Annotated in this window: 14 protein-coding genes; 5 read left to right on the forward strand and 9 right to left on the reverse strand. The window is 71.0% G+C overall.

Features of this window, described 5'->3' with window-relative positions:
- Positions 1–9 precede the first annotated feature (9 nt).
- Entirely contained in the window at positions 10–1212 is a 1203-nt protein-coding gene (locus BJ981_RS17230; protein ID WP_184612345.1) for a cytochrome P450, read from the reverse strand.
- 345 nt (positions 1213–1557) lie between these two features.
- On the opposite strand from BJ981_RS17230, the gene BJ981_RS17235 reads away from it, so the two are divergent.
- Entirely contained in the window at positions 1558–2157 is a 600-nt protein-coding gene (locus BJ981_RS17235; RefSeq protein ID WP_184612346.1) for a superoxide dismutase family protein, read from the forward strand.
- 9 nt (positions 2158–2166) lie between these two features.
- Here BJ981_RS17235 and BJ981_RS17240 read toward each other — a convergent pair whose 3' ends face one another.
- From BJ981_RS17240 to BJ981_RS17270, 7 genes are all read right to left on the reverse strand, one after another.
- Positions 2167–3633: a serine/threonine-protein kinase gene (locus BJ981_RS17240; protein ID WP_184612347.1), complete on the reverse strand. Its 1467-nt coding sequence runs from the start codon at positions 3631–3633 to the stop codon at positions 2167–2169.
- A gap of 52 nt (positions 3634–3685) precedes the next feature.
- Positions 3686–4102 carry a DUF6157 family protein gene (locus BJ981_RS17245; protein ID WP_204070220.1) on the reverse strand — a complete coding sequence of 139 codons (417 nt, stop codon included), beginning with the start codon at positions 4100–4102 and terminating at the stop codon, positions 3686–3688.
- A 92-nt stretch (positions 4103–4194) separates the two neighbouring features.
- Positions 4195–4662: a hypothetical protein gene (locus BJ981_RS17250; protein ID WP_184612349.1), complete on the reverse strand. Its 468-nt coding sequence runs from the start codon at positions 4660–4662 to the stop codon at positions 4195–4197.
- Positions 4659–5192, reverse strand: coding sequence for a helix-turn-helix domain-containing protein (locus BJ981_RS17255; protein WP_184612350.1), 534 nt, complete (start codon positions 5190–5192; stop codon positions 4659–4661). The genes BJ981_RS17250 and BJ981_RS17255 overlap by 4 nt, the downstream gene beginning before the upstream one ends.
- On the reverse strand, positions 5189–5539 hold the full coding sequence (locus tag BJ981_RS17260; protein ID WP_184612351.1) for a hypothetical protein: 351 nt from the start codon (positions 5537–5539) through the stop codon (positions 5189–5191). Before BJ981_RS17260 ends, BJ981_RS17255 begins: the two co-directional genes overlap by 4 nt.
- A gap of 450 nt (positions 5540–5989) precedes the next feature.
- A complete protein-coding gene (locus BJ981_RS17265) occupies positions 5990–6661 on the reverse strand; it encodes a FadR/GntR family transcriptional regulator (RefSeq protein WP_184612352.1) in 672 nt (223 codons plus the stop codon).
- 130 nt (positions 6662–6791) lie between these two features.
- A complete protein-coding gene (locus tag BJ981_RS17270; RefSeq protein WP_184612353.1) occupies positions 6792–7433 on the reverse strand; it encodes a TetR family transcriptional regulator in 642 nt (213 codons plus the stop codon).
- A gap of 624 nt (positions 7434–8057) precedes the next feature.
- Between BJ981_RS17270 and BJ981_RS17275 the strand changes: the two genes are divergently transcribed.
- Entirely contained in the window at positions 8058–8531 is a 474-nt protein-coding gene (locus tag BJ981_RS17275) for a hotdog family protein (RefSeq protein WP_260324657.1), read from the forward strand.
- A 19-nt stretch (positions 8532–8550) separates the two neighbouring features.
- Here the strand turns inward: BJ981_RS17275 and BJ981_RS17280 are convergent, their stop codons facing one another.
- Positions 8551–10119: a hypothetical protein gene (locus tag BJ981_RS17280; protein ID WP_184612354.1), complete on the reverse strand. Its 1569-nt coding sequence runs from the start codon at positions 10117–10119 to the stop codon at positions 8551–8553.
- Positions 10120–10517: 398 nt separating this feature from the next.
- Between BJ981_RS17280 and BJ981_RS17285 the strand changes: the two genes are divergently transcribed.
- Genes BJ981_RS17285 through BJ981_RS17295 form a run of 3 tightly spaced genes read left to right on the forward strand, consistent with a single transcriptional unit; the run spans position 10518 to position 12884 of the window.
- Positions 10518–11558 (forward strand): ABC transporter ATP-binding protein, encoded by a 1041-nt coding sequence (locus tag BJ981_RS17285; RefSeq protein WP_184612355.1) that lies wholly within the window; start codon positions 10518–10520, stop codon positions 11556–11558.
- Complete coding sequence (locus BJ981_RS17290) at positions 11551–12216, forward strand: ABC transporter permease (RefSeq protein WP_184612356.1); 666 nt, start codon at positions 11551–11553, stop codon at positions 12214–12216. The genes BJ981_RS17285 and BJ981_RS17290 overlap by 8 nt, the downstream gene beginning before the upstream one ends.
- Positions 12213–12884 carry an ABC transporter permease gene (locus BJ981_RS17295; protein WP_184612357.1) on the forward strand — a complete coding sequence of 224 codons (672 nt, stop codon included), beginning with the start codon at positions 12213–12215 and terminating at the stop codon, positions 12882–12884. Before BJ981_RS17290 ends, BJ981_RS17295 begins: the two co-directional genes overlap by 4 nt.

Genomic DNA, 12884 nt, shown 5'->3' on the forward strand with positions numbered 1-12884 from the left:
CCCGCGGGGTCAGACCTCCACGGGCAGGCTCTTGATGCCGTTGATGAAGTTGGAGCGCAGGCGCCGGGCCTCGCCGGTGCCGCGCAGGGTGGGGATGCGTTCCGCTATGGCCTCGAACAGGACGCGAAGCTCCAGCTTGGCGAGGTGGTTGCCCAGGCAGAAGTGGGCGCCTCCGCCGCCGAAGCCGATGTGCGGGTTGGGGTCGCGGGCGATGTCGAAGGTCCACGGGTCGGCGAAGACGTCCTCGTCGCGGTTGGCCGAGGTGTAGAACACGACGACCTTGTCGCCTTCCTTGATCTTCTTGCCGCGCAGGACCGTGTCGCGGGTGGCGGTGCGGCGGAACAGGTTCACCGGGGAGACCCATCGCACGATCTCGTCGGCGGCCGTGCGGGCGAGGGAACGGTCGGCGACCAGGCGCTCCCACTGCTCGGGGTGCTCGAACAGGGCGAGCATGCCGCCCGAGGCCGCGTTACGCGTGGTCTCGTTGCCCGCCACGATGAGCAGCAGGACGAACAGGTCGAACTCGCTCTCGCTCAGCGTCTCGCCGTTCTCGTCCGGCTGGAGCAGCTTGGTGACGATGTCGGGGCGCGGGCGGGCGCGGCGTTCCTCGGCGAGCCTGTTGGCGTAGGCGTAGACCTCCATGGCCGCGTTGGCGCCGACCGAGGGCTCGGTGGCGTACTCCGGGTCCTCGGAGCCCACCATGCGGTTGGACCACTCGAAGAGCTTGTCCCGGTCCTCGGGCGGAGCGCCGAGCAGCTCGCAGATGACGTACAGGGGGAGGGGCGCGGCGACGTCGCTGACGAAGTCGATCGCGCCCTTGGCGGCGACCTCGTCCAGCAGGTCGTGGCAGATGTCGCGGATGTGGGTTTCGAGGGCGTTGATCTGCCGGGGCGTGAAGCCGCGGTTCACCAGGGAACGCCTGCGGGTGTGCTCGGGCGGGTCCTGGTTGAGCATCATCATGCGCTGGAGCTCCAGCTGCGGCTCCGGCAGCTCGTTGAACAGCGCGAGCCTGCGGCTGGAGGAGAAGAGGCCGGAGTTGCGTGAGACGTGGACGACGTCCTCGTGCTTGGTGACGGCCCAGAAGCCGGGCCAGCCGCGGACGGCGTCGCCCTCGTGCCAGAACATCGGATCGTTCGCGCGCAGCCACGTGAGCTGATCGTGCGGGGCGCCGTGCCGCGCGTAATGGTCCTGGTCGACGAGGTTGATTTCCATATGACCACCCAGGGCGTCGCTCAAGCGCTTGCTCGGACTATTTCTGGAACGTGTTCTATTATGACCCCCCTGTCGCGTCAAGTCGCACGTCCGGCGACATGGCCTGGCTCCGCCGCATAGCCGTTCGTGGCCGGGTCGTCACGTTCCGGATGCTATCAGGGCAGGCGGGGGTGGTGCGCACCGATATTTCGGCATTTATCCGATTCGCCAGGTATGGGGAACAGCCGGGAAATGGATTTCCATTGTGCACTTTTAACGCCACATTGGCCCGATGGGCTGTCATATCCGGGTATATCGGCGAAAAAGCCCGGCGGCTCGGCCGGACGGCGAGGAAAGGACGCGCTCATGAAGGCGGTACGTGCGGGATGGACGGGGACGGCCGCATTGCTCCTGGCGGTACTCGGAACGGGCGCCGCGGCCCCCGGCGCGCACAGCGGCCACGACCCGGTGCGGCCCGCCGGACAGGACCCGATCCTCACCCTCGGCCGGTTCGGCCCCTACACCTCCGGACAACACGCCACCACCTACGACGCCAAGCTCGTCCCGCCCGGCGCGGCCGTCGCCGTCGCCTACCTGCCCGGCGCGGACGGGCACTCCGTCATCCAGTTGCGCCTCCACGGGCTGCAGCCGAACCGCTCCTACGGCGCCCACGTGCACATGAAGCCCTGCGGCGCCAAGGGCGAGGACGCCGGCCCGCACTACCAGCACAAACAGGACCCCAAGTCCCCCTCCACCGACCCCGCCTACGCCAACGCGGGCAACGAGGTCTGGCTCGACTTCACCACCGACGCCCACGGCGACGCCTCCGCGCGTACCGCGCCGGACTGGAGGTTCACCGACAGGCGCCCGCGCTCCGTCGTGATCCACGCCGAGCACACCCACACCGACGCCGGCCGCGCCGGCACCGCGGGACCCCGCCTGGCCTGCGTCAACGCCGAGTTCTGACCCCGGAGGTCAGGAGGCGCGGGCGGCCGTGCCCGAGTACCGGGGCGCGGTCTCGCCCGCCCGCGTGACCCGGAACGTCAGCCGCCGCGCGGCCGAGGGGCTGACCGCCACCGTGCCGGGATAGCACTCCTCGCCGCGCACCTGGTCCAAGCGGTACGTCACCGTCGTGGCGTCGTGGCCGGTCCTGGTCAGCCGGCCGGTGCAGTGCAGGTCCTCGCCCCACAGCATGCGGCCCGGCGCGGACGGCCCCGACAGGCGCATCTCCACGGGGAACACCCGTCCCGCCGACGGGTACTCGGCGTCGCCCACCCATCGGCCCGTGTACGGGAACACGCCGGCCTCTGGCACGCGCGCGTTCGACCACCACATCGCGCCGGCCGCCGCCACGGTCACGAGCACGGTCCCGCCCGCGATGACGCCCGGCCACCACGGCCCGCGCCGCCCGGCCCGCCCGCCCGTCTCACCGGCGTGGCCGGGCTCCGCCTCCCGGACGGCGGCGTGGACGTCGTGGCGGGGGAGCGGAGCGGTCGACGCGGCGGCGTGGACGTCCTGACGGGGACGCGGCGAGGTCGACGCGTCGCTGGGGAGGTCCTGGCGGGGAAGGGGCGAGGTCGGCGCCGTCTCGGCGTCGGCCCGCTCGTCCGGCGCGGGCACCGCCGCCAGGACGTCCGCGCCCCTGCCGATGAGACGGCGCAGCACCTCCTCCGCGGTCGGGCGCCGCGCCGGGCTCTCCGCCAGGCACGCGACGACGACCTCCCGCAGCGGCCCGGTCAGCGGGTCCAGGTCGGCCTCGCCGAACAGGATGCGGCCGAGGATCGCCTCGTAGGAGTCGGCGGCGTAGGCGTGCCGCCCGCTGGCCGCGAACGCGACCGTGAGGGCCCAGCCGAACAGGTCGGCCGCCGGGCCGGCGCGCTCGCCCTTGAGCTGCTCGGGCGACAGGTACGCGGGCGTGCCCACCGGCACCCGGCCCGTCGTCACCGTCATGTCCATCAGGCGCGAGATGCCGAAGTCGATGACCCGGGGGCCGTCCGCGCCGAGCAGCACGTTGCCCGGCTTGAAGTCGCGGTGGACGACCCCGGCCGCGTGGATCGCCGCCAGCGCGGTGGCCGTGCCGACCGCGATGCGGTCCAGGGCGCCGCCGGTCCTCGGCCCCTCGGCGCGGATGTGCTCCTGCAGCGAGACGCCCTCGACGTACTCGCTGACGATGTACGGACGGTCGTCGTCGAGGTCGGCGTCCAGGACCTGCGCCGTGCAGAACGGCGCCACCCGCCGTACCGCCTCGACCTCGCCGGCGAACCTGCGGCGCGCCTTCTCGTCGTCGAGGCGCGAGTGCATCAGCTTGACGGCGACCCTGGCGCCCTCGGGGGAGGTGCCGAGGTAGACGGTGCCCTGGCCGCCTCTGCCGATCCGGCCGGCGATGGCGTACCTGCCGAGCTCCCGCGGGTCGCCGCTCAGGAGGGGACTCGGCGGTGACATGTGTCCATCCCTACCACGTCGCGCCCCGCGCGTGGTCGTGATCGTCCTGCCGTCAGGCGCGGCGCGAGCGCAGCGCCTTCAGCACGGTCGTGTCCGCGTCGTCGCGCAGCTCGCCGTACTCCCGCGACTCCATCGGGCACAGCGCGACCCTGCCCTCGGCGTCGAACGCGAGCCCCCACCCGTACTTCTTGGGCAGGGGCGAGGCCCTGAGACACGCCTGCGACCGGGAGAAGAACTCGTCCCGCAGCGCCTGGCGACGATCCTCCGAAATATCCGGCATGTCCTGTCGCCTGAGCCAGGACTCGAAGAGCACGTCCTCCTGCGTGTACACATACGGACTGCCGGCCAGCATCTCGTACTGCACGACGGCGACGCTCCTGCGCCCACCCCGCCCCTCGGGAACGACCCCACTGCTCACCGGGCAGTCATCCGCCACCGCGATCAGCGTCTTGTAGTAATTGAGGTCCACAACCCCTCCCAAACGCCCCCGAAACCGGCGTTCTGGGATTCTAGACGCCCACCGCACCACGAGGGGCCGGGCGTGGAACGACGGCTTCCGCTCTAACCCGTCACATCGGCTTCGAGGCCACTCGCGGGCCGTAGCATCGGCAGCTGGAACGCGTGGATGCGCAGACGGCCCAACACCGCCTGGACGGCCTCTCGCAGGTAGGGATAGACCTCGACCCAGGCGACCTGCTCGCCGAAGACCTTGAGCGCGGAGGTGTCCTCGGTCAACGCCTCATGGTCGGGGTCGCGCGGAACATAGGTCACCACCATGGAAACGCTGAACGTGACGATGCTTTCGTCGTCGCCGTCCAGAACCCTTCCGGTCAGGTCGAACTTGTACGAGAGCGAGCCGTCGGCGGTGGCGGCCGCGGAGGCCAGGGCCATCTTCAGTTCGACTCCGTCACCGGGCTTGAGTCGCTCCGCCGAGAAGGCCACGGGGGTGATGTCCTGGAGTTCGACCCGGTCGCTTATGCGTTCGACGAGGGCGTCGACGGCTCCTGGCGGTTCCTTGCCGGTCGTCATGTCGTGACCAGCGGGGCCGTGCCCAGCGATATGTAGGTCTCGGGAGAGGGGACACGCGGGTCCACGGGATGAACCTCCGCCACCAGTCGGATGCCGTTCGTGGTGCCGATGGGCGTGGAGTTCCATTCGACGAAAATGGGCCGACCTTCGCTCTCACGGGTCAGGAACACGCCCGATGCCGTCGCCTGAGGAACCCGGACGCGCCAGTCGCGGGTGGCCGGGCGCACCGCGCGCTGCTGGACGGTGGCGCTTCGCGGTTCTCCCGCCCGTACCAGCCGGACATCGGCCTCGAAGCCCATGGCGTGCAGATAGTCCGCGAGGGTGTTGATCCTCACGTTCCCGTCTCCGCGAAAGACCTGGTTCACCGCCGATCGCCGGAGTCCGAGCTCTTCCGCGACCTCGCTCTGAGAAAGACCGCACAACTGAAGCGCCTGATGGAGCGTCGCCAGGACCTCGTGGCGGAGTCGCGCGGCGGCAAGGGCTCTCGCACCCCTGACAGTGGCCGCGAATCGGTCGTACAGGTTTCTCACGACGCGAGGTCCTCCTTCCTGACCCAGACGGCCTCGTCGATGTGCTTCCTCGGCGTCTTCCAGGACTTCTTCAGAAAGCCGCTGGTGAGCCGGATGGCCGCAGCGGAGGACCTGACGACGTCGAAGAACGGCAGGCGAACGTCCCCGGCCTTTATTTCCTTTATGCCATCACGGAGATCGTTGAGTTCCCGTGGCACCGGAAGCGAGCCGGTGTGGGCGTATCGCTCAAAACGGATCAGAATATCCGCGAGCCGCGTCGCGTCTTTCTTGCTACGCGAAGACTCGAGCATTCCGATGAAGCCATCTGCTCTGTACTCTCCATCGCGAGTTCGCGCTGCCTCGATCATCTTGGCGGGCCCCCACTCATAGTAGATGCGACCGCAGTCCGGGCACGTCCCTCGCTGTACAGTCAAAACTGTACCTCCTGTGGGCACGGTTTGTCTTCACTAACCTTCAAAGACTTAACCTTGCCACAGGAGATCGCGACGCTGTGATCGGTTGACCTGAATGGATGGCTATAGGGGTTGTTGTGCTGCGGCTTTCATCCTTGTCGCTCCTGGATGCGCTGTTTAGGTGCTTTGAGGGCCGCTTTACCTGTCCCCGAGTTGCTCGCTCCAGAGTCCCGCACGATAAGGGGACGCGCCTAATAGGGAATTAGGTGTTGTGAAATATGGGGGTACGCACCCAGCGTGCGTCCACCAGGTCGTCCAGGCGCGCGGATCGGCGCGCTCGACCGGCGCTACCTCGACATCCTGAGCGCGCGGGCTGAGGCGCGGGCGACGGGGGCGGTCTGCGTGTCAGGTGGGGCGGCGTAGCCATTCCTCGACGCCGGCGACGTGGACCGTGGCCCAGGCGCGGGCGACGTCGGGCTGCCGGGACGCGATGGCCGTGTAGATCGCGGTGTGCTGTTCCCTGAGCCTGGCCGCCGCGCCGTCCTGGGTGAGGCCGTGCCAGACGCGGGCGCGGGTGGCGGGGCCGGACAGGCTTTCCAGCAGCGCGGCCAGCACGGCGTTGCCCGACCCTTCGGCGATGCGCCGATGGAACCGCAGGTCGTTGGCCGCGAGGTCCTCGGCGCTCGGCTCCTGGGGCAGCTCGTCGAGGATGGCCCGCAGCTCCCGCACCGCGGCGTCGTCCATGTGGACGGCCGCCAGGCCCGTGGCCGACGGCTCCAGGATGCGGCGAACCTGGAAGAACTCCAGGACGGTCTCGTCGCGGTGGAAGTCGGCGACGAACGACAGCGCGTCCAGCAGGAGGCGGGGCTCCAGGCTGGTCACGTACGTGCCGTCGCCCTGGCGGACGTCGAGCACGTTGATGAGCGCGAGCGCGCGCACCGCCTCGCGCAGCGAGTTGCGCGAGAGGCCGAGGCGTTCGGCGAGGTCGGCCTCCTTCGGCAACCGGGCTCCGGGGGCGAGCTCGCCCGAGACGATCATTTCCTTGATCCTGTCGATTGCGGCGTCCGTGACCGCCACGAACTCACCACCCCTGTGTTCTCGCGCTGAGCACCAGACGTCGGATGTCTATGAGTCTATGTGGCGGGTCTTCCGGCGCAGCGGGCCGGAACGGAAGCACCCGGAGCCCCAGGTGCGCGGAGGCGGCGTCTCAGAGGCCGGCGAAAAGGCGGCCGGCGGCGATCTCGATGCGGCGCTGGAGCTGTTCGTAGGTGCGCCGCCCGCGCAGGATCTCGAGCAGCTCGTGCACCCACACGCCCGCCAGCGACCCGGCGAGCGCGTACTGCTCCTCGGTGGCCGTCTCCAGCGTGAGACCTCTGGCCGAGACGCGCAGCAGCAGACCGGCCATGCGGTCGCCGAACGGCGCCTCGACCTCGGCCATGATCAGAGAGCGGATCAGGGCGTCGGCGAGCTCGGGCTCGCGCATGAGGCCGCGCGTGGCCCGCATGAGGACGTCCACCGCGCGCCCCGCCGGGGTGGCGGCGCTCGGCGGCCGGCGCTCGATGCTCGTCTCCAGGAGGTCGAACTCCTCGCTGACGACCGCGACGACCAGGTCCATCTTGGAGGGGAAGTAGCGGTACAGCGTGCCGAGGGCGACGCCCGCGCGCTCGGCGACCGTTCTCATCTGCATGGCCTCGACCCCGCCGCGGGACGCCAGCGCGGCCGCCGCCTGGACGATGCGCTTGCGCCGCTGGTGCTGGCCGCGCGTGCGGACGCTCGAGGCGGGGGGAACGGAGGAGTGCGCCGCAGGCGTGCCCTCGCCGGGAGGGGCCGCGGTATGCGGGGTTCGCATGAGAACACGTTACCGGATATCACCCAAGCGGGCTTTGTTACCGACCGGTTAGCCGGAATACCGGTCATCCTTGTCCTCCGGGCGACAGATCCATATGCGGAAGTGCCTTCCGAAAACCATTTCGGGCTCGGATTGTAATGTGTTCTATTCCGCGGGAGGCGGAGATCTCACGGGCCTGCTGATCGGCTTCTCTTTCCTCGGCACAAGGAACGGGCCGTGGCCGCCGGTGGGGAGGATTTCCGCCGGAGAATGCCGGTCCAGGTGATGAAGTTTCGTCCCCGGGGGACGAATTCGCGCCCGGGGGGCGGCGGTCGTATCCCTGAGAACCAGAGGGCGGCCAGAAGTGCGGATTTTCTGGGACGGTGTACGCGACGGCGCACCTACGAATCCGGAAATGCCGCTCCGGCGGCGGGACCCGCGTCCACCCGGACCGCCTCGCCCCAGGTGATCGAGGGGGCGGACGTGCGCCGTGGCGAGCGAGGCCCGCGGCCTCCTCGTGAACCACGCGCCGCCCGGGTATCCGAAATCGCGCCGCTTTTCGTCGTGGCCGTAACTCGATCACCGGAAGGTGCGGCGTGTTGCCGGGAACATGAGGAATGCGACCAGGAAAAGGTGGGTATCGCTATGCCGGTGCGGGTTGTCCGCGGCCCGATCGAACCAATCGACTCCGCCCTGACGGGCGCCATGGGAGCCGTCATGCGCACATTGTCGGACGACGACCTCGCCCGCGGCGCCACGCTCCCCCCGCGGCGCGTCGCCGTCACGCCCGCCACCGTAGCCGCGCTCGCGACCATGGAGCACGGACCGGTCCCGCACGAGGCCGGCAGGGCCGTCGTCCACGGCGACACGGACGTCGTCCTGAACATCCTGACCACGATGGGCCTGGTCGAGCGTTACGTCACCGACTGGGTCGGACCCGAGGCGCTGATCCGCAGCATCAACGTCCGCCTGGGCGTGCCCGCCTACGCCGGGGACACGCTCACCTTCAACGGCACCGTCGCGGCCCGCGAGGGCGGCGAGGTCACCGTCGAGGTGCGCGGCACGGTCGGCATCGGCGACCACGCCACCGGCACCGTCCGTTTCCAGCTCTCGCGCTGAAGTTCCTGAGCGACCGGCCTCAGGGCGTCACGATCGTGGGGACGGCGAAGAACACCAGCAGGCCGATGGCGATGCAGAGCAGGATGCCGAACAGTTCCCACAGCAGGTCGTAGTGGCGCTCGCGGACCTTGACCGGCTTGGCCTTCTTGTGGCGGCACCGCCGCCTCTTGCCCTCCGCGTCCGGCGTGACGACGGACTGATCGGCGGGCAGGACGGCCTCGGCCGTCACCGACGCGGACCCGGGCTCCTCCGCCATCGACTCGGCGGCCGGGGGCTCCGGGGCGTCCAGCGTCACGTCCGCCTGTGCCGCCGCGTCGCTCGCCACGGGCTCGGCCGCAGGGGCGTTGACCGGATCACCGACCGTGTCGTCCGCCAGGACGACCGCCTGGATCTCGGCCGTTTCGGACGTTCCCTGGCCCGCGGCCGCCGGCGCCGAGGCCGCCTCCACGGCCGGTGCCGCGATCGATTCCACGGCCGATTCCTCGGCCGGCGCCGTCGCCTCCACCGGCGCGGCGGGGGACTCCTCGGCCGGCTCGGCCGCGACCAGCCTGTCGGGCGCCTTGGCGGGCCGCCGTCTGCGCGGCAGCGGCTTGAACGTGCGCCGCAACGTGGGCCACTGCCCGGTGGCCAGCGCCTTGCCGAACGCCGAGTCCGGGGGCGAGGCGTGCTCGGACTTCAGGGGAATGTCGTCGTCCAGCGCCTCGACCGGGACCGGGGCGGCGAGCGGCATCGCGGACGCCGGAGCGGGGGCCGGGACCGGTGCGGCGAGCGCGCCCGGGGGAGCGGCGTCGCGCACCTTCGGCATCGGCTCGGTCGTGGCCTCGTGCCGGGACCGCACGCCCGGCTCCGGCGGCGACAGCTCCGCGGCGGGGAAGACGCCGGTGGCGGTGACGGGGTCGGGCTCGGCCAGCGGCAGCGGCCACCGGGGCGTGGTCGGCCACAGGTTCCTGGCGTCCCGCCGGGCGCCGGGCGCGGCGCCCGCCTCGTCCGGGACGCCGTTCAGCACCTGCGCGCGCAGCGCCGTGGGCGGCGAGCGCCAGGGCAGCCGGGCCAGGGCGTCCTCGGCGGGGGCGACGGTGAGCGCCTCGTACACCTCGGTCACCGGGGCCGGCATCGGCGTCCCCGACCGGGCCGCGGCGACGGCGGAGGCCAGCGACCGGGTGAAGCGGTGCCGGGCGCTGATGTCGAGCTGTTCGGCGGTGTCGGCCGCGACGTCCAGCACCCAGGCGAGCTCGGCCGTGTCGAGTCCGCAGACCGCGGACAGCAGCAGCACCTCGCGCTGGTGGGGCCGGACCTCGCGCACGACGCGTTCGATGAGCGCGGTCGCCGGGTCGGTGGCGGCGTCGACGGTGGGGAAGGCGTAGGTGACGTCGCGCCGGTAGATCTCGCGGCGGGCGAGCGCGTACAGCGCCGCGCGCGGGGTCTCGACGGCCGGGACGCCCGTGAGTACCGCCACCAGCGCCTCGGCGGCGGAGGCGGTGTCACCGAGCTGGTCGTGGATGTAGGCGAACAGCCCGGCGGCGTGACGGTCGTAGAGCTCGGCGATCAGCTCGGCCCTCGGGCGGCGATCGATGAGCGAAGGGGTCACGGCCGGTTCCTCTGGAATTCTCTGGCGGGCTTGGGGGTTTGGCCTGGCTGAGGAGGTTAGAGAGGAGCGGGGGACTCAGGAGGCCCTGTAACCAATCATGCCAAGCGTGTCACGACCGCCGCACCGATCGATGCAAGTTTGATAGATATCGCGAAATCGCCAGTTCGGAGCCGCCTCCGGGGGAGAGTGCGGTTCTTTCGGCCGTTCCGACAAATGGCCATGAGGGGTGTCCTGGGATAGATGGTGGAGATGATCGTAGGCTGTGCCCGGGGGAGATCAAGTGGACCCGCGGTCCGGCCGTCACCTACCGTGGGGGCTGCCGAGCGGGTGGTAGCCGTGTGCAACCGACTCGACGATTCCGGGTTAGCCATGCCCGGCCGAGAAGCACGAGGTCGTGCGTGATCACATTCGAAGGCGTCACCAAGCGTTACGGGGACGGCACGGTCGCCGTCGACAATCTCAGCCTCCAGGTCCCGACCGGAGCCGTCACGGTCTTCGTCGGGCCCTCCGGCTGCGGCAAGACCACCTCCCTGCGCATGATCAACCGCATGATCGACGCGACCGAGGGGCGCATCCTCCTCGACGACCGGGACGTCAGGTCGATCGATCCGCCCACGCTGCGCCGGGGCATCGGCTACGTGATCCAGCAGGCCGGCCTCTTCCCGCACCGCAAGATCGTCGACAACGTCGCCACCGTGCCGTACCTGCTCGGCTGGGACAAGAAGAAGGCCCGCGCCCGGGCGATGGAGCTGCTGGAGCGCGTCGGCCTCGACACCAAGCTCGCCGGTCGCTACCCCTTCCAGCTCTCCGGCGGGCAGCAGCAGCGTGTCGGCGTGGCCAGGGCGCTCGCCGCCGACCCGCCCGTGCTGCTCATGGACGAGCCGTTCAGCGCCGTGGACCCGGTCGTGCGCACCAGCCTCCAGGACGAGCTGCTGCGGCTGCAGGCCGAGCTGCGCAAGACCATCGTGTTCGTCACCCACGACATCGACGAGGCCGTCAAGCTCGGCGACCACGTGGCCGTCCTGCGGGTCGGCGGACGCCTGGCGCAGCTCGCCGACCCCGCGACCCTGCTCGCCGAGCCGGCCGACGCGTTCGTGGAGGGCTTCCTCGGCAAGGACCGCGGCATCCGCCGCCTGTCGTTCGTCCCGGCGTCCGTCCTCGCCCTGCGCGCCGAGCCGGACGTGCCCGGCTGGTCGGTCGTGCTGGACGAGGACGGACGCCCGGCCGGGTGGCGCGCCGACGGCGGCGACGGTCTCCTGCCGTTCGGCTCCTTCGACGTGAAGAAGGACTCGCTGCGCACCGCGCTGGACGCCGCCCTGCTCGCGCCGTCCGGGGCGGCCATCGCGGTCGACGAGGACGGCCGCTTCGCCGGCGTCGTCACGCGGGAGGTCCTGGACGAGGCGCTGCCGCGCGCCAGGGCGGTGCCGGGCGATGGGTGACGCCGAGCCGCTGATCCGGTGGGACTGGATCGGCCGCAACCTGCCGAGCATCCAGCAGCAGGCCCTGGACCACCTGGTCATGGCGGTCACCCCGGTGCTGCTGGGGCTGGTCCTCGCGCTGCCGGTCGGCCTGGCCTGCGCCCGCTGGCGCGCGCTCTACCAGCCGACGGTGGGGCTGATGAACGTCGTCTACTCGCTGCCGTCGCTCGTGGTGTTCATCGTGCTGCTCCCGATCACCGGGCTCGCCGAGCGCGCCACCGTGATCATCCCGTTGACGTTCTACTCGCTGGCCGTGCTGATCCCGGGCGTGGTGGACGGGCTCGCGGCCGTCCCCGACAGCGTGCGGCAGTCCGCGGTGGCGATGGGCTTCAAGCCGATGCGGCGGCTGGTGCTGGTCGAGCTGCCCATCGCGGTCCCCGTGGTGCTCGCCGGGGTGCGGGTGGCCATGGTGTCCAGCATCAGCCTCGTCAGCGTCGGCGCGCTGATCGGCCGCGGCGGGCTGGGCTACCAGTTCATCGACGGCTGGCAGCGCCAGTTCTACACGCCGATCATCGTGGGCATCGTGCTCATCATCCTGATGGCCGTGCTCGCCGACGGGCTCATCGTCCTCGCGCAGCGCCTGCTGACGCCCTGGGCCCGGGCGAGGAGGGGCACGTGAACTGGCTGACCGACTTCTTCGGCGACCCGGCGAACTGGTCGGGTCCGAGCGGCATCCCCGTGCGCCTGCTGGAGCACGTCGAGTTCTCGGTGGCGGCGTTCGTGCTCGCCCTGGTCGTCGCGATCCCGCTCGGGCTGCTGGCCGGGCACACCGGCCGCGGCGGCGTGCTCGTGGTCGGCGCCGCCAACGCCGCGCGCGCCCTGCCCACCCTCGGCCTGGTCGTGCTCATCGTGCTGCTGGTCGGGGTCGGCACCACCTGGCCGGTGCTCGTGCCGCTCGTCGCCCTGGCGATCCCGCCGATCCTGGTGAACACCTACGAGGGCGTGCGGGGCGTGGACGCGGACCTGCGCGACGCCGCCTACGGCATGGGCCTGCGCGGCGGGCAGGTGCTGGTCAAGGTGGCGGTGCCGGTCGCGCTGCCGCTGATACTCCTCGGGCTGCGCCTGGCCGCGATCCAGGTGGTCGCCACCGCCACCGTCGCCGCCTACGTCGGCCTCGGCGGGCTCGGCCGCTTCATCATCGACGGGCTCGCCACCAAGGACTTCCCCAGCGCGATCGGGGGCGCGGTGCTCGTCGCCGGGCTCGCCCTGATCGTGCAGCTCGCCTTCTCGCTGCTGCAGCGAGTGGCCGTCTCCCCGGGAGTGAGCAGGCGGGTCACGGTCCGCTAG

Source organism: Sphaerisporangium krabiense, assembly GCF_014200435.1.
In the GTDB taxonomy this organism is placed as follows: Bacteria; Actinomycetota; Actinomycetes; order Streptosporangiales; family Streptosporangiaceae; genus Sphaerisporangium; species Sphaerisporangium krabiense.